Annotated in this window: 21 protein-coding genes; 10 read left to right on the top strand and 11 right to left on the bottom strand. The window is 62.5% G+C overall.

The features are described 5' to 3' along the window. Positions 1-90 precede the first annotated feature (90 nt). Together P3G66_RS16345 and P3G66_RS16340 are read left to right on the top strand one after the other, a co-directional pair. Positions 91-519 carry a YciI family protein gene (locus P3G66_RS16345; protein WP_054825105.1) on the top strand — a complete coding sequence of 143 codons (429 nt, stop codon included), beginning with the start codon at positions 91-93 and terminating at the stop codon, positions 517-519. Between the two features lie 3 nt (positions 520-522). Beyond that, positions 523-1,797 (top strand): RNA polymerase sigma factor, encoded by a 1,275-nt coding sequence (locus P3G66_RS16340; protein ID WP_054825059.1) that lies wholly within the window; start codon positions 523-525, stop codon positions 1,795-1,797. Positions 1,798-1,812: 15 nt separating this feature from the next. Here P3G66_RS16340 and P3G66_RS16335 read toward each other — a convergent pair whose 3' ends face one another. Continuing rightward, positions 1,813-2,226 carry a hypothetical protein gene (locus tag P3G66_RS16335; RefSeq protein ID WP_003942828.1) on the bottom strand — a complete coding sequence of 138 codons (414 nt, stop codon included), beginning with the start codon at positions 2,224-2,226 and terminating at the stop codon, positions 1,813-1,815. Between the two features lie 154 nt (positions 2,227-2,380). Here P3G66_RS16335 and P3G66_RS16330 point away from each other — a divergent pair, with 154 nt between their 5' ends. The 4 genes from P3G66_RS16330 (at position 2,381) to P3G66_RS16315 (ending at position 5,719) form a co-directional block, all read left to right on the top strand. Then, a complete protein-coding gene (locus P3G66_RS16330) occupies positions 2,381-2,551 on the top strand; it encodes a hypothetical protein (protein WP_007735738.1) in 171 nt (56 codons plus the stop codon). Positions 2,552-2,630: 79 nt separating this feature from the next. Beyond that, positions 2,631-3,302 (top strand): TetR/AcrR family transcriptional regulator, encoded by a 672-nt coding sequence (locus P3G66_RS16325; protein WP_172827073.1) that lies wholly within the window; start codon positions 2,631-2,633, stop codon positions 3,300-3,302. Between the two features lie 145 nt (positions 3,303-3,447). Further along, positions 3,448-4,881 carry a lipase family protein gene (locus P3G66_RS16320; RefSeq protein ID WP_116057683.1) on the top strand — a complete coding sequence of 478 codons (1,434 nt, stop codon included), beginning with the start codon at positions 3,448-3,450 and terminating at the stop codon, positions 4,879-4,881. Positions 4,882-5,020: 139 nt separating this feature from the next. Further along, positions 5,021-5,719, top strand: a complete 699-nt coding sequence (locus tag P3G66_RS16315; protein ID WP_003943085.1) for a type 1 glutamine amidotransferase domain-containing protein — start codon at positions 5,021-5,023, stop codon at positions 5,717-5,719. Between the two features lie 81 nt (positions 5,720-5,800). Here the strand turns inward: P3G66_RS16315 and P3G66_RS16310 are convergent, their stop codons facing one another. From P3G66_RS16310 to P3G66_RS16300, 3 genes are read right to left on the bottom strand one after another with little or no spacing between them, the layout of a single operon-like run. Then, entirely contained in the window at positions 5,801-7,111 is a 1,311-nt protein-coding gene (locus tag P3G66_RS16310) for an HNH endonuclease signature motif containing protein (protein WP_276116851.1), read from the bottom strand. A gap of 59 nt (positions 7,112-7,170) precedes the next feature. Then, a complete protein-coding gene (locus P3G66_RS16305) occupies positions 7,171-8,025 on the bottom strand; it encodes an alpha/beta hydrolase (protein ID WP_276116850.1) in 855 nt (284 codons plus the stop codon). Further along, entirely contained in the window at positions 8,022-8,606 is a 585-nt protein-coding gene (locus P3G66_RS16300) for a TetR/AcrR family transcriptional regulator C-terminal domain-containing protein (RefSeq protein ID WP_230359246.1), read from the bottom strand. Before P3G66_RS16300 ends, P3G66_RS16305 begins: the two co-directional genes overlap by 4 nt. Positions 8,607-8,722: 116 nt before the next feature. On the opposite strand from P3G66_RS16300, the gene P3G66_RS16295 reads away from it, so the two are divergent. Next, a complete protein-coding gene (locus P3G66_RS16295; protein ID WP_276116849.1) occupies positions 8,723-10,156 on the top strand; it encodes an amidase in 1,434 nt (477 codons plus the stop codon). On the opposite strand, the gene P3G66_RS16290 is transcribed toward P3G66_RS16295, so the two are convergent. Genes P3G66_RS16290 through P3G66_RS16275 form a run of 4 tightly spaced genes read right to left on the bottom strand, consistent with a single transcriptional unit; the run spans position 10,153 to position 12,125 of the window. Continuing rightward, positions 10,153-10,788 carry a DUF5701 family protein gene (locus tag P3G66_RS16290; protein WP_003942937.1) on the bottom strand — a complete coding sequence of 212 codons (636 nt, stop codon included), beginning with the start codon at positions 10,786-10,788 and terminating at the stop codon, positions 10,153-10,155. The genes P3G66_RS16295 and P3G66_RS16290 overlap by 4 nt on opposite strands. A gap of 10 nt (positions 10,789-10,798) precedes the next feature. Then, the gene (locus tag P3G66_RS16285) at positions 10,799-11,443 is read right to left on the bottom strand and encodes a TetR/AcrR family transcriptional regulator (protein ID WP_054188290.1); all 645 of its coding nucleotides are present in this window, start codon (positions 11,441-11,443) and stop codon (positions 10,799-10,801) included. Then, entirely contained in the window at positions 11,431-11,694 is a 264-nt protein-coding gene (locus P3G66_RS16280; RefSeq protein ID WP_007730221.1) for a hypothetical protein, read from the bottom strand. Before P3G66_RS16280 ends, P3G66_RS16285 begins: the two co-directional genes overlap by 13 nt. After that, positions 11,691-12,125, bottom strand: a complete 435-nt coding sequence (locus tag P3G66_RS16275; RefSeq protein WP_208690091.1) for a hypothetical protein — start codon at positions 12,123-12,125, stop codon at positions 11,691-11,693. The genes P3G66_RS16280 and P3G66_RS16275 overlap by 4 nt, the downstream gene beginning before the upstream one ends. A 140-nt stretch (positions 12,126-12,265) precedes the next feature. On the opposite strand from P3G66_RS16275, the gene P3G66_RS16270 reads away from it, so the two are divergent. Continuing rightward, positions 12,266-13,594, top strand: a complete 1,329-nt coding sequence (locus P3G66_RS16270) for a diacylglycerol kinase family protein (protein WP_003943249.1) — start codon at positions 12,266-12,268, stop codon at positions 13,592-13,594. Here the strand turns inward: P3G66_RS16270 and P3G66_RS16265 are convergent. From P3G66_RS16265 to P3G66_RS16255, 3 genes are all read right to left on the bottom strand, one after another. After that, on the bottom strand, positions 13,575-14,960 hold the full coding sequence (locus P3G66_RS16265; RefSeq protein ID WP_064075087.1) for an FAD-binding oxidoreductase: 1,386 nt from the start codon (positions 14,958-14,960) through the stop codon (positions 13,575-13,577). The genes P3G66_RS16270 and P3G66_RS16265 overlap by 20 nt on opposite strands. A 118-nt stretch (positions 14,961-15,078) precedes the next feature. Then, positions 15,079-18,474 carry a BTAD domain-containing putative transcriptional regulator gene (locus P3G66_RS16260; protein WP_276116848.1) on the bottom strand — a complete coding sequence of 1,132 codons (3,396 nt, stop codon included), beginning with the start codon at positions 18,472-18,474 and terminating at the stop codon, positions 15,079-15,081. A gap of 76 nt (positions 18,475-18,550) precedes the next feature. Then, positions 18,551-19,996 carry an MFS transporter gene (locus P3G66_RS16255; protein ID WP_219467184.1) on the bottom strand — a complete coding sequence of 482 codons (1,446 nt, stop codon included), beginning with the start codon at positions 19,994-19,996 and terminating at the stop codon, positions 18,551-18,553. A gap of 173 nt (positions 19,997-20,169) precedes the next feature. Between P3G66_RS16255 and P3G66_RS16250 the strand changes: the two genes are divergently transcribed. Then, positions 20,170-20,829: a response regulator gene (locus P3G66_RS16250; RefSeq protein ID WP_050794016.1), complete on the top strand. Its 660-nt coding sequence runs from the start codon at positions 20,170-20,172 to the stop codon at positions 20,827-20,829. Next, the gene (locus P3G66_RS16245; protein ID WP_214925783.1) at positions 20,826-22,520 is read left to right on the top strand and encodes a two-component system, sensor protein; all 1,695 of its coding nucleotides are present in this window, start codon (positions 20,826-20,828) and stop codon (positions 22,518-22,520) included. Before P3G66_RS16250 ends, P3G66_RS16245 begins: the two co-directional genes overlap by 4 nt. Positions 22,521-22,522 lie beyond the last annotated feature (2 nt).

Raw genomic sequence — 22,522 nt, 5'->3', positions numbered from 1 at the left:
TGTTTCGGAAGTTTGTCGATCGGTGAGTGCGCCGTTCGACGTGTAAGCAGAGGGACCGAACAGAGCGGTCCACGAACGAAGGAGATTCTCATGAAGTACATGCTGATCATGCGTTCCACCGATGAGGCCATCGAAGCATCCAAGGAAATGGACTTCGACGCGATCATCGCCGCGATGGGGCAGTACAACGAGTCCCTGATCAAGGCAGGTGTCTTGCTGGCCGGTGAGGGACTGGCGATGGAGGAGGGATTCATCGTCGATTTCGAGTCCGATCCTCCGCTGGTCTCCGACGGCCCGTACGGGGAGACGAAGGAGTTGTTCTCGGGATTCTGGATCATTCAGACGTCGACCAAAGATGAAGCCTTGGAATGGGCGAAGCGCTGCCCGCTCGGGCCGGGAAGCAAGCTCGAGGTACGCCGCGTGAGCGAGATGTCGGACTTCGATCAGGACAACGAGTACATCCAGAAAGAGGCCGGCTGGCGTGAAGAGCTCGGTACCGATCGTCCGGTCGCAGGCTGAACCATGACCGACGAGGCGGTGCGAGAAGAAACGAGAAAGGCTGTCGACGCGGTCTGGCGTATCGAATCCGCGAAGATTGTCGCCACGTTGACTCGCACCGTCGGAGATCTTGATCTCGCCGAGGATCTGGCCGCGCAGGCTCTGCTCGAAGCCGTCGAGCAGTGGCCCGCGACGGGGGTTCCGAGAAATCCCGCTGCCTGGCTGACATCTGTGGCGACACGACGAGCAATCGACGGGTGGCGACGACGTGAGAGGTTGGACGAGCGCTACGCCCACTTTGCGCGTGAACTCGAGAACGACGCTTCACGTTTCGACGACGTCAGCTGGGATCCGGACCGCATCGACGACGATGTCCTTCGCCTGATGTTCATCGCCTGCCATCCCGTGTTGAATCGAAAAGCGCAGGTGGCGTTGACGCTTCGGGTGGTGGGCGGTTTGACCACGGAAGAGATTGCGAAAGCGTTCCTCACGCCGACGGCGACGGTGCAGCAGCGGATAGTCCGCGCGAAGAAGGCGCTGACTGCCTCGAAAGCGGTTTTCGAAGTTCCAGGGCGAGAAGAGTTTTCGCGCAGATTGAGCGCCGTCCTCGGAGTGCTGTACCTGGTGTTCAACGAAGGCTATGCAGCCAGTTCCGGGGACGAGTGGATGCGCGCGGAGCTCAGTGCTGAGGCTCTGCGGCTCGCGCGAATACTCGCCGAATTGGTCCCCAGGGAGTCCGAGGTACACGGCCTTGTCGCATTGATGGAGCTGACAGCCTCGAGATTCGGCGCTCGGACAACCTCGACCGGTGAGCCCATCCTGCTGGCGGACCAGGACCGGACGAGGTGGGACCGTCTACAGATCTCGCGTGGGCTTGCGGCGCTGGAACGAGCTGACGCCGTCGGGCGTGGACGAGGCCCGTACGGCCTGCAGGCGGCGATTGCCGAATGTCATGCGCGAGCAGCAACTTTCGATGACACCGATTGGAAGAAAATAGTCATCCTCTACGAGGCTCTGGCGCAACTGGCGCCATCGCCCGTGGTCGACCTCAATCATGCGGCGGCGGTATCCATGGCATACGGTCCTGGCCCTGCGCTCGAATTCGTCGACAAGCTTGTCGCTTCAGGTGAACTGGCCGACTACCACCTGCTTCCCAGCGTTCGGGGGGAGTTGCTCAGTCAGCTCGGCCGATCCGAGGAGGCTAGAACCGAACTCCTCGAAGCGGCTCGGCTGGCCGGGAACGAGCGTGAGCGCGCTGTGCTGGTCGCGAAAGCCGATGCGCTGCTGCCGGATCGGTAGTCACGCGATTGTTAGTCAGGGCTGAGTCGGATCATCATTCGGCACCATGGGCGGCATCCCGACTCCGTAGGGATCGAGCATGTCCGATACACGTCGACCCCACCGTTCATGCGCGGACTGACGGGTCATTCCCGCTGCGCGGCCGATGGTTGACCATGTTGCGCCGAATCTACGCAGGCTCATGACGCTTGCCGTCGAATCGATACCCGCGGCGAGCTGAATCCGGAAACAGGCCAACTGCCACGCCATCTGACGCTGCGCCGGGATGTCGGTGTCCTGTTCTGCCTCCCACTCAGGGCTGCCAGGTAAAGGATCTGTTCCGACAATCTTGTCTGCCTGAGTGCCGGCCTCGGTGATCGCGGCGTTGACCGTGGTGATCGCGGCGGTCTCGATCTTCGCGGTCAGGGCGCGTTCGATCAGGTCTTCCATGAGAAGTTCTCCTTTCGTCAGGACTAGCCTGACAGGCGCTGTTGAATTCTGTCAAGAGTCCCCTGACGGACTTCGAGTTTAATTAATGCACGATTTATTTGTGTACTATCTAAATGGTCTCCGGTTCTGTTGACCGTCGTCGAAGGGGTTGCTGGTGAAAATCGTGGTTTTGTCGTTCCTGGTGGCGTTGACTTTGATGACGGTCGGGATCATCGCCGCGCGCAACCGCAGCACTCGACCTGCCGTGACCGGGGCAGTTACTGCGGCGTCAACGGTTCTCGCTGCCGCCTGGACACTTTTTGCCGTGGCCTTCGTATTGGCCTGATCGTGCTGCAGTGCCGGTGCGCCGGTAGTGGTGGTGAAGGAACTTTGCAGCAGGTCAGATGCGTTTTGTGTGCGGCGCGATGCCGCATACTCTGGCAGACGTGGCAATTGCTGAAACAGACAGAAACTACGGCGGAAGGTCGGTCGCGGCTCGCAAGGCCGAACGCCGTTCTCTCTTTTTGAATGCTGCTCTCAGCGTGTTTGCAGACCAGGGGTATGCCGGAAGTTCGGTGGCGGATATCTGCGCGTCCGCGAGTCTGGCCAGAAGGCAGTTCTACGACGAGTTCGGTAGTCGCGAGGATCTACTCCTCGCGCTGTATGACCAGATTCAACTCGACGCCAGAATTGCAATGGTCGACGCACTCGATGCAGAGCCTTCGGTCAATCTCCGTGACAAGGCAGCGACGGCCATGGCCGCCTTCGTCGAGTCGGTCGGAAGTGACCCACGACGCGCACACGTTGCCTTCATCGACGTCGTAGGTGTCAGTCCCCGGGTGGAAAAGCATCGTGTGGACCAACGTTCGGTCTGGGCAACATTTTTCGAGTCGATCATCAAAGGGATCGTGGGCGAAGATTACGAACCGCCGGGTGGTTACCGGTGGGCGTCCACCGCCTTCATCGGCGCGCTTACCGCGCTGGTGCACCAGTGGAGCACTGCGGAGCCTCGTCCTCCCGTGTCGGTACTGGTCGATCTGATGACGGTGCTCTTGAATGCGTTGATCGACGACGCGCCCCTTCACGCCGACGAATAGGTCACGAACACCAGGGGATTGTAATCCGGCCCACAACGCTCTACTCTCGTCCTCAATGTGTTAGACACTCGCATCTAACTTGTGTGCTCGTGATGAGAACTGCGGCAACACAAGGCAATCTGTGCTTTTCCGGGGAGGAATTGGTATGGGACGACGCTGGACAACTGACCGACAACGCGGGGGCCTCGCAATTGCCGTGATTGCAGTAATCGGGCAGATCGGACTTTCGGCACCTGCCTCAGCGGCACCGGACGAAGGTGTTCCCGCCCAAATTCAGGTCCAGCCTGCCCTGCCGCCTGCGGTTGCACCGCCTTTGCCTGAACTGGACCAGGCCTTCTATGAACCGCCTGTCGAGGTCGTCGAATCCAAGCAACCGGGTGAGATCATCGCCGCTCGTGCGGTGAATCTCGGTACTCTCAACCTGATTCCGACCAACGTGGATGCGTGGCAGATCTCGTATCGATCCAATAATGCTGCGGGCGAGGCGATTCCTGCTGTCACCACAGTGATCAAGCCGCGTGGCGACACTCGCGATGGAGGCCCGCGCCCGCTGCTGTCCTTTCAGATGGCAGAGGATTCACTCGGAAATTACTGCGCACCTTCGTATGTCATGCAGCAAGGCGCGTTGCCGTGGCTGGTGACGGGCGCTGCGACCGGTGGGGCTCAATTCCTCGAAGTGCAGGCGGCACTGGCGCAGGGTTGGGCATTGTCGGTGCCCGATCATCAGGGACCCAATTCTTCCTTCGCCTCCGGCCCCGTCGCGGCCCGGATCACGCTCGACGGTATTCGTGCTGCTGAGAACTTCGAACCCATGGAGCTGCAAGGGCGGTCAACTCGCGTAGGGCTGCTCGGCTACTCGGGTGGATCGATTCCTACCGGTCACGCAGCTGAAATACGGCAGGCGTACGCGCCGGAACTGAATATCGTCGGAGTCGCCGAAGGTGGTGTTGCCGCGGATCTCGGCGCTTTGCTCGACAATGCCAACAACGCTCTCGGGGCCGGGATCGTCGCTGCCGGTGTAATCGGAGTGAGCCGAGAAGATCCTGAACTTGCAGGTTTCATCGATCAGCACATAAACCCTGCCGGCCGAGCGCTTTTCGCTGCCAAGGACAACCTGTGCATGCTCTGGACGTCGGCTGCAGTGCCCTTCCTCAACATCAAGGGCTTCCTCGATGTCCCGGGAGATCCGGTCCAACACCCCACGGTGAGAGCTGCGCTCTCCCGAGCTGCCATGGGTAAGTCTGTTCCTGACGTGCCGATGTACATCTATCAGTCGAATCCCGACTGGTTGGTGCCTGTTGGCCCGGTGAACAAACTTGTCGATACCTATTGCCAAGATCCTTCTGCGAGTGTCGTTTACACCAGAGACCACTTCAGTGAGCATGTCAGCATGGAAGTCGTCGCTTTGCCGAGTGCTCTACTGTGGCTTCGTGATCGGTTCGCTGGTGTGCCTGCTCAGCAGGGATGCAGCACCTTCGACGCTGGATCCATGGCGCTTGATCAGAGGACCTGGCCAGTCTGGGTGGATGCGGTCGGTGAACTCGTCGCAGGCCTGTTCGGCAAACCGATCGGGACCTGACGGGTGACGTGATTCTGCGGTGGTGAGGAATTCTCACAAGGGCAGCGTGTTGCACTGACTGGACGTTATTTCATTGATCGGGCCTTGAAGATGGTGTCTTGTCACCAATGGGTTCCTGTTACCGACGAAAGGTTGCGCGATGACAAAGCTGTTGTTTGCGGTCACTTCTGCAGATCACTGGACGCTGAAGGACGGAACACCCCACCCGACCGGGTACTGGGCGGAAGAACTGGTCGAGGCGCATCGCGTTTTCGTCGACGCCGGCTACGACATCGTGATCGCGACGCCTGGCGGTAAAGCTCCCGTTGTGGACGAGGGAAGCCTGGCGCCCGAGGTGAACGGTGGGCAAGAAGGCGCCGACCGTATGCGCAAGTACATCGCCGATCTGCAGCCGGTGCTCGATTCGCCGGAGATTCTGGAGAACGCCGATGCTGCCGATTACGACGTGGTCTTTGTACCGGGTGGGCACGGACCGATGGAGGATCTTGCGGTGTCGGCATCCTTCGGTGAGCTTCTCGTGAACTTCTTGGACGCGGACAAGGTGGTCTCGGCGGTCTGTCACGCGCCGGCGGCACTCCTGCCGGCCCAGAGACCCGATGGAAGCTGGCTGTTCGACGGCTATCAGCTGACCGCGTTCACCAACGAAGAGGAGACGCAGGCTGGTCTGGCGGACAAGGCTCCGTGGCTGCTCGAAACTCGCCTACGCGAATTGGGCGGCAAATTCTCGAAGGCTGAGGCGTGGTCGCCTTATGTCGTGGTGGACCGCAAGCTCTACACCGGTCAGAATCCGGCGTCGTCACGGCCTCTCGCCGAGCGGGTTGTCGCCGACTTGGGCTGAGCATGTCTTTTGGCGCCGCATCGAGGTCTCCTCGATGCGGCGCTGGTCCGTGTTCTGTTGTCGCCAAAGAGGTTTGACCTCTCAGGTTTTGAAGGTGGTGTTCGCCGGTCGCGGGTGCTGCTGCGGGTCGATCGAGGGTGGCGGGATGAACCACGGTTTGTTGTCGACACCGATCCGAATCGCCCACTTCCCGACGAACCCTGATTTCCGGTGCATCAACCGGTGGTGCGAACGGCACAGCAGGACCAGGTTGTTCATCACCGTCGGGCCGCCGTTCGCCCAGTGCCTAATGTGGTGCGCATCGGTCCACGCGGGCACACATGTGCAGCCCGGGAAGGCGCAGCCTTTGTCTCGGGCGATCAACGCCACTCGCTGTTCGGCGGTGACCAACCTCTTTCCTGGTTGTGCATCCAAGGGCGCGCCGTGATCGTCGAGCAGAACAGTGGAGAGGAAACAATCACACCCGAGGAGCCTGGTCTGCGATACCGACAGCGGTCCGAGCCAGGGCATGTGCCCGACATCAAGATCGGCCGGCTCCAGTGAGCCGTCATCATCCGAATCCGAAGACTGTGCGGCACAATCCCGATGCTCCGCCAGATCGCGAGCATTGATGTGCACGTTCACATGCGGTCGTTGACCACCATCGGTACCGGTCTTGGCGCAGTCCAGATAGCGGCGGATCAGTTCGGTGAACCCGTCCGCGGTCCGCTTCGCCGCCGACCGGGCATCGGGGGTTCCATCCGGTGCCGGGGTCGGCATCGTCAGCTTCGACAGGGCCGAGAGCAGCATTTCACCGGTGAGGGCGTCGAAATCACCACGCACCACCACCCGACCATTCAGCGTCGACGCGATCCGCAACTCATTCAGCTCGACATCTTCGGCGGGCGGAATCTCATCCGATTCGAACAACCGCTCCAAAGTCGCGATCACATTCCGCACCTTCGTCGTCGTCGCCTCCACACCCGACGCAGCAGCCAACAACAAATCGATGCACTTCGGTAGCGCCTCCTCCGGCATCCCCTTCGGCGGTGATTCACAGAACGCCACGATCAACACGGCGTGCTCGAACGAGCAATCCCCGCAATCGAACCGAGCCGCCACCGCCGGAAACGGCCGCAAAGCTGCACCTAACGCGGCGATCTTCTTCCCGTCCCGAACCTGCAGCATCGTGTTGGCCGCCAACCAGGACCCCACTCCGCGGCTGGCAATCACCTGATCATCGGAACGCAACGACAACTCGTCGACCACCGCCACACGAACGGCTTCGAGGCGCAGAATCTCCGCACTCGCCGACGCCGCAGCAGCGCGCAACTCTGCAGCAGACAACTGCCACAACCGTCCGCGTAACCCCACCGCAGAACCAGACACCACGTCCGACAACAAGACACTCATTGAATCCCCCGATCCCCTCCCCAAAGGATACTCGAACACGCGTTCGAGTCAAGAGGGAATTAGGCGAGGGCGCGAAGGAGTGGAGTGGGGTCGGCGACGACGAACAGATGGCCGCCTCCGTTGATCTCTTCGAAGCGAGAGTCGGGAATCAACGAGTGTGCCCAGCGGGCTACTTCGATGGGTACGTTTCCGTCGTCGGTTCCGTGTAGGAAAACCGTTGGTACCGAGATCGATTGGAAGAGTCCAGGCACCTCGTGGCGATACCGAGCCAAGTCGACAACCCCTGCGGATCCGCCCTGTGCGATCCCTTCGGATGAATCCAACTGGAGAGCGGGGCGATGTACCTCGTCGGTCATGACGGCCTGATCGGCGGCCGGCCAGATCGAGACTGAGTCGCTGCGTAGCTTGGAGAACACTCCGGTTCCTGCGAGCATTGCGCCGGCCACACGGGGAGCCCAGTTGGCGGCAAAGTACAACGCAGATACCAGTTTTATTCTGCGTCGCAAAGTATTTCGCGGTGCCCCGGGGATCATGGCGCACGCCAGCACCAGTTTCGAGACTCGTTCGGGAACGGCTGCAGCGACTGCGAGCGCGTAACCGCCGCCTCCGGAGAAACCCATCAGTGTGGCCGAGCCCAACTCGAGGTGATCGACCAGGGTGACGTAGTCGTCGTCCCAGGAATGAAATCCCTTGTCCGTGTACGGATCCGTGCGTCCGAAGCCGGGTCGATCGGGGACTATCAGCCGTATGCCTGCCGTCGAAGACGCGTTGTGGAGTGAGAGCCCTTCGTATCGGCTGCCAGGTGATCCGTGGGCCACGACTACCGGGTGGCCAGTCGGATCGCCGTACTCGCAGAATGCGATACGACGCCCCGACGCGTCGCGAATTTCGGTTGTGGTCACGCTGCTCGTCATGATGTGGTTCCTTGCTGCGCGATCGACGCCACACCGTCCAGGATGAGGGCGACTCCGAACTCGAACCTTCGGGTGGGATCGTGATGAAGTGCGAACACCGATGCCTCGCGTCGATCGGCAGGTGCGCTGTCGAAAGCGCCGCGTCCCAATTGAATTGCGACGTGTCCGGTGACGAAATCATGCAGCGCGCCGTATGCGTACGTGGCCTGCTCGTCCTCGAGGCCTGCCAAGGAAAGGGCGCTCACGACTCGGTGGGCGGTATCGTCGGCCCCGGGTGCTTCCAGTGATGCCTGCCGATGGGCTTCCAGGACCAGGGGATGGCGCATCAGGAGGTCGTGGAGGCCGTAGGCGAACGTGCGGGCAACCCCGCGCCAGTCGGTCGGCCAGTCGATCGACGAGACGGCTTCGCCTACGAGAGTCGAGATCAGATCTCGCCTCAAGGCGTCGATGCCGCCGGTTGTGCGGTGGACGGACATCGGCGATATGCCGAGTCGTTCGGCGAGCACTCGAAATGACACCGCATCCAGGCCGTCCGTATCGGCGATCTCTGCCGCGGCATCAAGAATCTGTCTGTGACTCAATGCTTTTGGTCGACCAGCCCTTGCAGAGCTGGTGGATTCGGATACCATGCTGACAACAATAGCGATACGCGTATCGAAATTACAAGTGTCCATCGACCTCCAAGGAGCGCTGCCCGATGACCGATCTCCATCAACTGTCCGCCGTCGAACTTGCCGGTGTGATCGCCGCCAAACAGGTCTCGATTCCCGAAGTCACCAGGTACTTCGTCGACCGTGCGACCACTTCCGATGACGTCGGCGCCTTCACGACGATCGCAGGGGAGCACGCAGTCGCCCTCGCCGAACAAGCGCAGCGCAGGTTGGACGAGCGGGACGCCGGGCCCCTTCCGCGGCTGTTCGGCGTTCCGACGGCAATCAAAGACCTCGATGCAACGCGCGGCATTCGCACGACCTTCGGATCGGCGCTCTTTCGCGACTTCGTGCCGGACGCTGACGACGAGATCGTCGAGGCGATCCGAGAAGGTGGGTTGATCGACATCGGTAAGACGACGGTGCCCGAGTTCGGGGCAGCCTGTTACACCGAGCCGGAAGTCGCTCCGCCTGCTCGCAGTCCGTTCGATCGCACGCGGAGTGCCGCCGGCAGCAGTGGCGGCGCTGCTGCCGCCGTCGGCGCTGGTCTGGTGCCGTTTGCACAGGGAAGTGACACCGCCGGTTCGTTGCGTTCGCCGGCAAGTACGTGCGGAGTCGTCGGCCTCAAGCCGAGCCGCGGTTTGATCACGATGGGCGTGGCGGGGCATGACAACTTCGGATTTGCGAGCAAGGGGCCGATCGCCCGGACAGTTCGCGATACCGCTGCGCTGCTGGACGTTCTGGCGACGCGACCCGGCGCCGGAACTATCCACCCGCCTCGGCCGAAGTCGTTCGAAGAGTTCGTCGTACAGGCTGGGGGAGTTCGGGCTCGCCCCTTGACCGTCGCTCTTGCTCACGGATCGGTCTCCGGCGGAGCCGTGGATGCGCAGCTCTCGGCTGCTGTATCGAAGGTTGGGTCTGTGCTGGAGGGGCTGGGCCACAACGTGTTCGAGCGACCGCAGGCTCGCGATGACATTTTCATCGATGCTTTCGTCAAGATGTTCTCGTCTTTGGCGGGAACCAAGCCGATCCCGGAGGAGTACGAACACCTTCTGCGTCCGATAGTGCAGCACTTGCGAGTTCAAGCAAAGGAGGTGTCTTCGGGTGAGCTGGCCGCGGCAATCGGTATTGTTCAGGCCTGGGCGCGGCGATGGAGTCTCGACTACGCCGACGCCGACCTTGTTGTCACTCCGACTGTGACGAAGCCGCCGCTTGCGATCGGGGAGTTGCGCAACGACGAAGACCCCGCGACCGAACTGATCGACATGGTCGCTTTCACAGGAAACACCGTCGTCGCCAATGCAACCGGTTTCCCGTCGATCAGTCTGCCACTCGGTTGGACGGAAGACGGCGTTCCACTCGGCGTGATGATCTCGGCGAAATGGGGTTGCGACGCGGAATTACTCTCTGCCGCTGCAATGCTCGAGGCCGAGATGCCGTGGAAGGATCGGTACCGATTCGACCGCGCCACCGTGCTCTAGTTCGGGAGCGGTACCCGGTCGCTCGCCGATGCGAACCCCAACCACGTGTGGCGGTTACCCCACCAGCACCACCCGACTTTCGGGGCGTTGCGGTTGTCTTTGCCGTCGCGACCGGTTCCGTTGCTGATCCACACGGCGGGAGTTCTGGTGTCGAAGGATCCGTCAGGTTTGCGCAGTCGGGAGCCGATGGTCATGAAACACTTTCCGCGTTCGAGAATGTCGGGGCGCTGCAACAGCCAGTGGATGCCTTCGGTAAGCGTCAGCGGCGTACGGTCTGCGTCGACGATTGCGGGCAATGCTTCGTCCGGGCTCCAGTTGGCCAGGTGATCCCCGCGGTCGACTCCACTGAGCAGATGTAATGAGCTTTCGGGCAGCGTTGCCTGCTCGGTGGGGGCGAACAAATCGACGTCCGCCATGTCGACGACTATGAATCCGCGCTTGTTCTCGAGCTCGAGCAGCGGAGTCAGAACTGAAGCCGGAGCCAGTTTTTCGTGCACGGTGAGTAGTCCGACATCACCGTGCCCGGTTGCGGCCTCCCTGACATCGCCGGCAGAAAGTCCGGCCATCTCGTGAACACCGAGTTCGATCAATCGCTCGGCCTGCTGATCGATGGGCGGGAGGTCGAAATGCATATCTGCGATCCTACCGATCGTGAGCAGAGCGATCGGAGGGTTCGGCCGCGAGGGAAGTCGGCCACGCAACGCCCAACGCGCGCATGATGAACGGGACGGTGGTCGCTACGACGGCGTCCACTCGGTCGCCGGCCATGAGCATCGGGCGTCGGCTTTCCACGCAGGCGAGGATGAGTTGCGCGGATGCGGCAGCATCGGAATCGACAAAGACACCGGCGTCGACACCTTCCTGGACGAGCTGTTCGACCAGAACCGACAGCGGGACAATATGTTCGAGGAAACTTTCGCGATCCTGCGCTGACAACAATTCGACCAACGCGATTCCTGTGAATCGTTGCAGTGAGAACTCGACGAGTGTCAGTTTGACGAGGATTTCGAGTCGGTCCACAGGATTCTCGCGGTCCGCGAGTTCACGCTCGGCCAGGAGTAGGAATCTATCCATCTCGCGGGTGGACCAGGCGAGCAGCAACGCGGATTTGTCGGGGAAGTAGTTGTACACCGCTGTCCGCGAGACGCCGGCCGCCTGGGCCACGGTCTGCAGCTTCACGTTTTGCCAGCCCTGCTCGTGAAGTTCGCGAATGAATGCGTCCAACATGGCTTCTCGGGTGGCGATTTTGTGCTCTGCGGTTGTCGCGCCACCGGTCAACTTCGGCATGGTCGATCCTCCTGGGTCTGATTCACGGTCACGGGGAGGTCGAACAGGTCCGCAACAAGGCGCGGATCACCTTGCCACATCGAGACGGGTGCGAGCATCATCTGCTGCGCGATCGAGCGTACGGATCGGCAGACCTCTTGTTCTTCGGCGAGTGTGAGCGTCGTGCGTTTGCGCAATCGCTCCATCTCCGCGGTAGTGAGATCAGTGATCCATTCCTCGGCTGCAAGCGAGAGGGGTGAATCCGGTGTCACGACCGATCCAACTCGGCACTGGAGAACCGCGAAGTCATCACGGACAGCGTGATGACGGCGACGACCGAGACGGCGTGTGCCGCCGCCAGCCAGAGCGACTCGGGTGCATGTTTGTGAAGGGTGGGCGCCATCAGCATGGCCATGAGGAGGGCGAGACTCGACAACATCGCGGGACCGTTGGGGCGGCCGACAAGCAGGCCGACCAGAAGAACGAGCGCGACGACGCTGCACGCCACATCTACAGGCGGGTACGTGGCCGGAACGATTCCGCTGACAGTGTCGGTGAAGTTCAGCCCGATCGACACCAACTGTGAGAGACCTGTCGCGCCGGCCAACCAGGCCGTCCAACGCAGTCCGTGGAGTCCGGCTTTCCGAATGCCGGTCAGGGTTCCTTCGGCGGATTCCCACGCTTCGGACGTCGGTGTTGTCACGGCTACTCCTTTTTATGACGAGGTGTCGTCATAAAGTAGCAGTGCGCGATCGCGAGATTCTTGCCGGTAGGTGACTGGCCTGCGTTGAAGGGATAGCGTCGAAGTACCGGCCGAAATGACAATCGCGGGGAGGTGGCTCGATGACGACCTCTGCCCACACGGATCGGCCCTCGTCGAAACAGAGTTGGTTGGCGCGCGCAGCCTTCGCGGCCCTGGTTCTTGCAGTCGCGGTGCTCCTGATCTTCGCCGGACTGAAAGCCTTGACCATGCTGATCCTGGGGATCGGTGGGGTGGTCGTGTGCGTCGTAGCCGTGTACTGGTTTCTGACCACCCGCGGATTCCTCCGCTGGATCTCGTTGGCGGTGGTGGTACTGACCCCGATCGTGGTGCTCACCTTCCTGGTCCGAGAACGACTCCTGTGGGTGGTGCTGCTCGCGATCGGGTTGTTCGTCGTAGCCGGTATCTGCGCTCGCACCGCCTTGGCGGGGGAGGAGAAGGAATTGCCGGTTGTCGAGCGACCGGCACCGCCGCCCGTCAAGCCGTTCTTCGTGATGAACCCGAACTCCGGTGGTGGCAAGGTCGAGAAGTTCGACTTGAAACGCAAGGCCGAGGAACGGGGGGCCACGGTCGCACTGCTCGAGGGGCCCGAGAAGATCGACGTGACGGCCTTGGCCAGGCAGGCGGTCGCGGACGGCGCCGACCTACTCGGTGTGGCCGGTGGCGACGGAACACAGGCACTGGTTGCTGCTGTCGCGGCCGAACACGACCTGCCCTTCCTCGTCGTCAGCGCGGGAACGCGCAACCACTTCGCCGCGGATCTGGGGCTCGATCTCGAGGATCCGTCTCGGTGCCTCGACGCGCTCGTCGATGGCGTCGAGGTCACGGTGGATCTGGGAAATGTCGGCGGTCGAACTTTCGTCAACAACGCATCGTTCGGGGCGTACGCCGAGGTAGTCCAGAGTCCGGAGTACCGCGACGCCAAGACCAGCACCTTCTTGCAGATGCTCCCGGATCTCCTCGCCGGACGTGCCGGAGCGGTGCTGACTGCGCGCTCCCCGAGCGTGTCCGCGGTGGGTCCACAGGCTGTGCTGGTCAGCAACGGCCCGTACGAGATGAACGACCTGGCGGGGCTCGGTCATCGGCCGCGATTGGACCGGGGCACTCTCGGAATCGTCGCGATCTCCGTCAGCAGTGCCCGTCAGGCCATCGGGTTGCTCCATCGGGCGCATCAACACGGTCTGGCTCAGGGCACCGGATTCGAGGTGATCGTCGACGCCGACACCGACGAGATTCCGGTCGGCGTCGACGGCGAGGCGCTGGTGATGCCAACTCCGGTCAGATGCACGGTCAGTCCGCAGGCGCTGAGGGTCAGAGTCCCCCGAGATCGACCGGGCATCCGTCGCCCCCGGCACGCCTGGGATCTGGTCCGGTTGCGAGAGTTGGCGAAGTTCAGGAGATCCGGCGCATGACCTGACCGACGGCCAGAACTCCCTGTGGATCATGCGTGTCCGCCAAAGCGCTCAGCCAGTGAGCGGTGTCCTCGTCGTAGGTGCGGGCGATCTTCTCCGGGTCGACGCTCGGCGCGAAGTTGGGCAGTGCATGCCCGTTCGTCCATGGCGCCATCGTTCGTCCGAGAGTCTCGGCGTGCGGGACTACCGCGTCGACCATCGGTGGGGCAAGAACTCCGACGGTGAACAGCGAGAAGGCAGCGTCCCGATGGCAGAAGGCGCTGCGGTGCTCAGGTTCCCGTGCGAGGGCGCCCCCGAGGAGACGTAATTCGACGACGGTTTGGGGTGAACCGGATCCGGGGCCGGCAGCGGCCAGCAATGCGTCGACGGCCTCGTGTGACAGCTCGTTGGTCAATGCCGTGGATTCGTGCGTCGGCATCGGGTCGACGGGATCGGCGTGCACTGCCCCGAGGGCGGCATAAGGCAGCACACCGACTGCGTCGATCAAGGGTGTTGCGATTGAACGGATTCGGTCGATCAGTGACTTGGCATCGGATTCCTCGGCAAGACTTGCGAATCTGACCGCGACGGTGAGCCTGCCGGCCAGCGGCGGCGGAACCTGTGGAAGGGGTGGAAGTTGCAGAAAGGCAAGAGAGGTCGAGCTGTGCTCAGGCAGGTCGGCGCCCCAGTCCAGCCAGGCGTGCGCGACCGCGCTTGCATCTGCGCCGTCGAAATAGAGTGCACCGCCGTAGAAGTGGGTGACAGGTAGTAGGTCGATCTCGATGGCTGTGACAATGCCCAGTGTGGCCTTGCCGCCGCGTAGCCCCCAGAACAATTCGGCATGTTCGTCGGGGGTGACATGAATGAGTTCGCCACTGCCGGTGACGATGTCGAACGAACGAACGTGATCCGACGACAGCCCGTACGTGCGCACCAACGGGCCGATGCCGGCACCGGTGAGGAAGCCGGCGACTCCGACAGTGGGTGAAGAACCTGCCAGTGGCGCCAAGCCGTGGGGTGCGGCAGCGTCGATGACGTCCTGCCAGATCAAGCCCGCGCCGATTCGGGCAGTGCGGTTTTCGGGGTCGACGACGCACTCCGTGAGCCTGCCGGTGTGGACGAGGAGAACGTCACTGCCGAGAGGGACCGCGCCGTGGCCGGTGCGCTGAACACCGACGCGCAGACCCAACTTCGCCGCGAATCGCACAGTTGCGGCAATGTCTTGCGCGCTCTCGACTGCCACCACAGCGCCAGGCGCGACGGGAACCGCTGCATTCCACGGAATCGCCAACTCGTATCCCGTTTCGCCAGGCAGGGAAACGGAGCCGGTCACCTCTGCGCGCAGTGATTCGACCGCGGCGTCGAGCGTGGGGGTTTGAAGGTTCATGGTCTTCCTTTCCTCATCCGTCTTTCGGTCAAGGGAAGGATGTCCGAACAGGCTTGGGTGGTTCTTGACGTATGTATCCCAAGCGGATCCAAGTTTTATCCAAGCGCATTCTCGCAGTTCAGGGCCATGTCGATCGCGCTCGTTCAGCTACGCCCCGCATGCCGAGTGTCTCCGATTCGGCCGCCACTTCCGTCAGCTCCCGTTCACGTTCGGCGGACGGCTCTCGAAGCAGCGCCCGAAGCAGTCGACAGCGCAGCAGTGTTGGTGCTCCACCGGAGCCAGTGGCGATCTTCTCGGCCTGATCCAGGAGAGTCGATGCCTGCTCGACGTGACCGAGAAGCGCGTGCAGACGCGCGGAGGCTTCGGCGACCGAGCCCAGTTCACCGACATGGCCCACCGTTGCGATGCAGCCGGTGTATGGCGAGAGAAGGCCGATGAACGTGTCGGCGTATTCGACCAGTTCCAGATCTGCCACGACGCGTGCAAGTAGTGTCTGGTGTCCCAATGTCGTCCACGTCTGTGGCCCGCGATTGATCAGCCACTTCTTGATGCCTTCGGAAGTGGCCTCGCGCTCGCCTCGGGCGGCATCGATGGCGATGGTCCACGAATCAGGTTCCACGACACCGGGATCAGATTCTGCCAACGCACCTCGCTCCCATTCCAGAGTGTTGAACGCCAGATCTGCGCTGCCAGCCGTGTACAACTCCGTTTGCAGATGGATCTGCCTGGCCGTCTCGTACTGCCGGCGGGCTTGCGCGAAGTCTCCGTACCATTCGGCGAGAGTTGCTTCCATCCAGCGTAATTGGACCCGAACCACCGGGAGTCTCAGTAGCTCGCAGCCGATGATCCCCTGCCTGACGTGTTTGACGGCGGCATCGACATTGGCCAGATTCATCTCCGTCATGCTCGCGACGGCGTGTGCGACGACGCTGTCGACACGCGATTGTTGGTGCGGCAGTTCGAAAAGCTCGCGCAGTAGGCGCATGGACTCCGCGCTGTGCACCGCGACTCCGGAGAAAAGCAGAATCCGTCCGAGCAGCGCGTCCGCGATCACATCCGAATCGTCGAGTTCGCGGGCGATGTCGAGAGCACGGGCGCTCCATCGATTCGGGATCTCGGCTTCGGGGTGGTAGCAACTTCCCACCGCCAGCGCAGCAAGAACCCGTGCGTGAGCTGACCTGTCGTTCTCGACCAAGGGCTCGACCGCCGCGAGCCGTTCGAGCAGTGGTCCCGGATCGGTACCGTAGGAAACCCACGGCCACGCACCGGCGGCCCGAAGTAATGCGCCTGCCAATCGTCCGACGGCGGAGGTTCGCCCCTCCCGAACAGCCTCGAGGAGACCGGCATTGACGACGTCGAGAACTGTCTGCCCTCGACCTGCGCGGGCGAGGGCCTCGACTCTGGCCACCAGCAGGTCGTCCCGATCGTCAGCGGATTGCTGGGACACCGGAAGTAAGTCGAACGCGCGGACAGCTGCCTCCCACCACTCGGCCGCGGTCTCCGAACTCCACCGATCGGTCGCATCCTGAGCTGCAGCCGTGCATGCCTCCAGAACGACGAGTGGATCGACCAGGGGAAGTGCCGACATCAGATGTTGCGCGCGGCGGCTCAGCCGGTCCGGATCGGAGGAATTTTCGAGCACTTCGGCAACTCGGGCATGTATCCGCTGGCGACGAAGCGTGGGTATCGCTTCGAGGACTTCGTCTCGGAGAAGGCCGTGAGCAAAGACGTAACCGCCGTTTGCCGAGTCCGCGACGATGATTCGTTCATCAGCAGCCGCGTCGAGATGGTCGGCGAGAGTGTCGACATCGAGACGGGTGGCTGCGGCCAGTGTGTACACCTCGATGGCGTCGCCGATAACTGCGGCAACCCGAAGAGCGTGCAACACTGCCGGTTCCACTGCGGCAAGCCGTCGACCGAGGACAGATCGAACGGCGACGGGGATGCCGTCGCCCAGTCGCTCGTTCCGGGGAAGCCTGGCGTACTCCGAGACGAACAGCGGGTTGCCGCCGGTTCGTTCCGCCAGGGTTCGCGCCTCCGCGTCGTCGAGCGTGTCCCCGGAGACGCACCTTGCGAGTGTTGCAACCTCGCCCTGCGCGAGCGCCGGCACAATCATGGTTCGGTTTCCTTCGCCGTGGAGTACGGCTTCTTCGAACTTGCGCACTGCCGACCCGACTTCCGAGTCTCGGAGCGTCGACACGAACCAGACTCTGGCACTGGTCATTGCGCCGACCAGGTAGGTCAGGCAACGAAGGGACGTGGGATCGGCCCATTGAATGTCGTCGATGACGACGGTCAACAGTGCATCTTTCGCCGCAGCTTCGATGGTGGTGCGAACCCGTTCGTAGACGGCAAATCTCGCTTCGTCCGGATCGATGTCCGTCGGCGGCGTCAGTACGAAATCGGCGTCGGCTCCGAGTTCCCGAACCAGTCGGCGGATCGGCCACCACGGCGGCGTTCCGTCGTCCTCCGGGCAACGTGCCCAGACGGTGGCTCCTCGAATGGACGTTGTTCTCGACGAACACTCCTCGGCGAATCGTGTCTTGCCGATGCCGGCGGGGCCGGTCAAGATCAACCAGCGAGGTGAGCCACGGCGAACGTCGTCGAGCATCTTGTCGGCGACAATCGTCTGAGCGTCGCGCCCGACGAACAAGCGTGAGGAATCCGTCTCGGGCATCGCTGCTACGGCTGGGGGAGAAGCCGGGACCGACACTTGTTCGGCCCCCGTCCATCCCGGAGTGCGCGGCCAGGCGGCCAGGCCGGGTTCGTGGCGCAGGATCGCGCCTTGCAATGCTGTCAGCTCCCCGCCGGGCTCCAGTCCCAGCTCGGCGTCGAGCCGAGACGCGTGTAATCGAAACTGTTCCAAGGCTTCCGGTGACCTGCCCGCCCGATGCAGGGCAACCATTCGCAGCCAGCAGGTCCGGTCGCGGAACGGGTACTCACCACAGAGTTGAGCAGCTTCGACCAGCGCGGGTGCCAGGCGCCCCAGAGCCAGAAGCGCCGTTATCCGGGTCTCCCGGCACTCGGTCCGCACTTCCTCGAAGGCTGCGGCTTCCACCTCCACCCAGTGCGCGTCGTTCAGGTCGTCCAGAAGCTGCCCCCGGACCGAGGCGAGGGCACGGTCAGCGGTCGTCAAAGCCTCCTGCCACCGTTCGTTCTCAGCGTGTTGTCGCGCCGTTTCGGCGTCGTCGAGAAACACCGACAGATCGACGTCTGCCGGAGTGACCTCGAGGACATAGCCCGGCGATTGACGCACTATCGGTGACGCCGTACCGGTTTCGACGCGTAGTGCTCGGCGCAGGTTGGAGATGTATGCCTGGATGCTTGCCATCGCACTCGCCGGTGCGTCGTCGTGCCAGAGAGCATCGATCAGCCGGTCGGTGGAGACGACGCGACCACGGTTGAGCAGTAGAACGGCAAGGACCGTTCGTTGTTTTCGAGGGCCCAGATCGATCACGTCGCTCGTCGCCGGACCCCGTGCGACCTCCAACGGCCCGAGCAGTCGATAGATCATCCGTTTCCCCTCGTACCTGCGGACGCAGGACGGTTCGATTCTAAGGAGCAAAATTCATACATGCAGGACAAAACGGTCAACTAGTTCTCGTCAACATCTGCTCGGATTCCTCGGAAAGAGTCTGATTGACGCTGGTAGTGCGCAGCGTCGCCGCACAGACCAACGCACCGAGAGCTGCGATGAAGGCTGCGACAAACAGTGCCAACCGAAGTCCACCGACAAACTCGTCCGGTGATCCGCCGGGCAGCATCGACTGCGCCGGAAGGAAGGCGCCGAGCACGGCAACCCCGACTGCGATGCCGGTCTGCCGGAACGCGTCGTTGATCCCTGCGGCCAATCCGGAATGGTTCGAAGTGCTTTCGCCCAGAACCAACCCACTCATGACGGGGTTGAACACCCCGGCCCCCACGCACGCGACAACAAATCCGGGAAGTATCGCGTACGGCGAACTGGTCACGTCGACGACCGTCATCATGACCAGCCCCACCGAGACGAGTAGAAGCGAGCACGTCAACGAGACCGAGACGGGGATGCGCCCGTCCAATTTCGCGGTGGCGCCCGCGACGACGAACATCGCTATCGTCGCCGGTAGATACACCAGGCCGGCGTCCACGGGAGACAGATGCAGTACGTTCTGCAGGTAGATGGTCGTGTAGACGAAGACGGCGAACAGGGAGGCGGAGATCGAGAACGCTGCGATCTGCGCTCCGGCGAAGGCCCGATTGGCGAGCAGATGCGGGGGCAGCATGGGCTCGGTGGTACGAAGCTCGTGCAGGGAGAAACCGATCATGGCGGCCGCGGCGATCACTGCGGCGATCATCGGCTGCGGCTCGAACCACCCATCCTCGTTACCGCGTAACAAACCGAACACCAGAGCTGCCAGGCCGGTGGACACCAGAATCTGCCCGGGCACGTCCGCGCGGCGAGGTCGAGGATCGCGTGACTCGGGAACCCACCGCACCGTCATCGCCAGTGTGATCAACCCGATCGGAACGTTGATCAAAAAGATTGCGCGCCAATCCAACAACTCGGTGAGCAACCCGCCCACCAGTGGGCCGACGGCAAACGCGCCCCCGATCGTGGCGCCGTATGCAGCCAGAGCAGTCGCGCGCTGGGGACCCTTCTCGAACACGTCCGCCAGCAAGGCAAGTGAGCAGGCGAAGAGTACGGCACCGCCGATACCCTGAGCGGCCCGCGCGAGGTCGAGCACCCAGATGTTCGGCGCCAGAGCGCAGAACAGAGATGCCGTGGTGAACCACAGAATGCCGATGACGAAAACATGGCGTCGACCCCGTCGGTCTGCCCACGATCCGGCGCTGAGAACCACCGTCGCCAATGCCAGCGTGTACGCGTCGATCACCCATTGCAGGGCGCTGACTCCGGTATCGAGATCGGATGCGATCGACGGCAGGGCGGTGTTGACGACGGCGATGTCGAGCATGAGCATCGCGGTGCTCACGCATACTGCCAGCAGAGTCGCTCGTCGTACTGCGGTGTTCTTCGGGGTGATCGGTGCGGTCATGGCCCGTCCTGATGGTCGAAGGGGTGTGTACTCGGAACACCCTGCGCTCCGACGCTTGGGACATATCGGGCGAAATGCTTGGAACCCGCATGGTTGATAACTGCCGTGTTACTCGGAATCCCTCACCACCTGCTCGGTCGAATACGCACTCTCCCAACGGTTAATCTCTGGTCATGGAGACCAGCCAGTGGGTGCGACGGGTGTTGGTGGTGGAAGACCAACCACTGATGCGTGTGCTCGTCGGTGACACGCTCACACACGCCGGGTTCGTGGTCCATACGGCCGGATCGGCGGTCGAAGCGCTCACGGAGTTCGACGGATTCGATCCTGACCTCTTGGTCACCGACATCGACCTTGGCGTGCGGCCGAACGGCGTCGATCTCGCAAACATCGTCACCGTGAAGGCTCCGCATTGCGCGATCGTGTTCCTGACGAACTACCCCAACGCATCGACAGCGCCAGGTTCTGCGGGTGTGCCGCCGAAATCGCTGTTCGTGGACAAGGCGGCTGTCCAGTCGGCGGATCAGTTGATCGGCGTAGTGGAGGCCGCGTTGACGGAAACCGAGCCACCGACGCTCGGGAGTGATCCGGACTCCGCCTTGTCGAGCCTCACCAGATCACAGCTCGATCTTCTGCGTTACATCTCGCTCGGGTGGTCGAACAGCGCAATCGCAGCGCATCGTGGGTCCTCGATCCGAGGTGTGGAGAAGCTCATCGCGCGCACTCTCGAGAGCCTGGGATTGACGCACGATTCGTCCACCAATCCGCGAGTGCTTGCTGCGAGTATCTTCATCCGCCATTTCGGTGTGCCCGAAGTGACCGACTCGGTGTGAACCCGCGCGAGTGGTGGCTTCGTCTCGGTGATCGGAACATCGTCACCAAGTGGTCCTGGATTCTGACGCTGCCGTTCGCGGTGACCGTGATGGCCAACTACTACCTGTGTACCGGGGTGCGCGAAGTAGGCGTGATGGCAGTCGGCGCCTTCGCGACCCACTGCGTTGTCGGGGTGATGCTGCTGATGGCGAGGGCTGTTCTTGCAGCACACCGATCGCAGCTCGCAGCCCTGGCCCTGTTCGCAATGATCGGCGCGATCCGCCCGTTCGTCCTCGACGCGATCACCCGCTCGCTCGAACTCCCCGTCGACCCCAGACCGATGCTCGTCCGGGTGGGACTCAACGTCGTGTGCAGCGTTGTCTTCTTGTCGTTGACCGCCGTACTGGTAAGCGCTCTCCGTGACCGCCTCGCGCTGCAACGGAGTTTGAAGGTTGCCGGGGCCGCCGTCCAACTCCAACAGACCCGGGATCGATTCCGCCTCGACCAAACCCGTGCGCAGTGTCGGCGAGAGCTCGAGCGCAGTATCGAGACAGTCATGCACGCGGTTGCTGAAACGGAACTCGAGGGCGTACGAGGAGCAGCGCTCTTGAAGCGAATCTCCGACGACGTGGTTCGCCCGATGAGTCATCGACTGTTCCGGGAGATTCCCCCGATCGAATCACCGACGCCGACTGTGCGGCTGACGGCGAGAGATCGACTGATCGGCGTCGTACGCAGCGTTGAACCGGCGCCACTGTACGTACCGGTGTTCGCGTACACGGCACTGGTGACCGTCTACCTGCTCACGACTTACGGCGTGACGTTCACGGCGGTCCAGCTCGGCGTCGGTTTCTGGCTCTTCGTCGGTGGCAATGCGTGCGCTCGCCGAGTTGTCAGCAGCGGAGACGGCCCTCTGAGACGGATCGCGACTCTTTCTGCGGTGTACTGCTCGAGTGCGCTGATCAGCAGTACCGCGACGTGGCTGCTCCTGACGGTGTTCGGCCGTACCCCGACTTTCTATCTCTCGTCGATGGCCGTCTACCCGTTGGTTGCGCTGTCCGTCTGCCTGATCAGGGCTGCGGATACGCAGCGTCAGGACGAGGAGCGTCAACTCCGCAGTGCCCTGAGCCGGCAAGCGCTCGATGCAGCTCGTATCCATGCCGAGCTCATGCACACCCGACGTGGACTGGCCAGGTTGTTGCACTCGTCGGTGCAGGGCGAACTCGTAGCGGCCGCATGGTCTTCGGGCGCCGTTGCCGGTCGCCCAGTCGATGTTGCGGCAACCATTGCCCACATTCTCGACGGCTTGGAAAGCGACCTGTCTGCGTCATCCGATCAGCCGGCTGACTCCGATGCCCGAAAGCGTATCGATGATCTTGTCACGGTGTGGCGCTACGCAATTCCGGTCGTCAGTCACGTCGACGACGAAGTCTGGGCGGTGATCGGTTCCGGCTCCGCTCGGCTCGACAGCGTGGTGGAGATCCTGTCGGAGGGACTGACCAACGCCGTGAAACACGGTGCAGGAGGGCCCGTCTTCCTCGAGGTGACACTCGCCGATGCTCGGGCGGTAGTAGTGCGGATCAGTTCGCCGGGTCGGATGCCGGTGGCACGGGACTCAGGGATCGGGCTTGAATCGCTCGCCGGTACGGTAACGTCCCTCGAACTTGTCGAAGAGGAAGACCGGGTGGTCCTCACAGCCGTGCTTCTGTGACA

Origin of the sequence: Rhodococcus sp. C3V (genome assembly GCF_029269915.1) — a bacterium.
GTDB classification, from domain to species: domain Bacteria; phylum Actinomycetota; class Actinomycetes; order Mycobacteriales; family Mycobacteriaceae; genus Rhodococcus_F; species Rhodococcus_F qingshengii.
The sequence above is the reverse complement of the archived record's forward strand: the minus strand, read 5'-3'. Positions and strand labels throughout refer to the sequence as shown.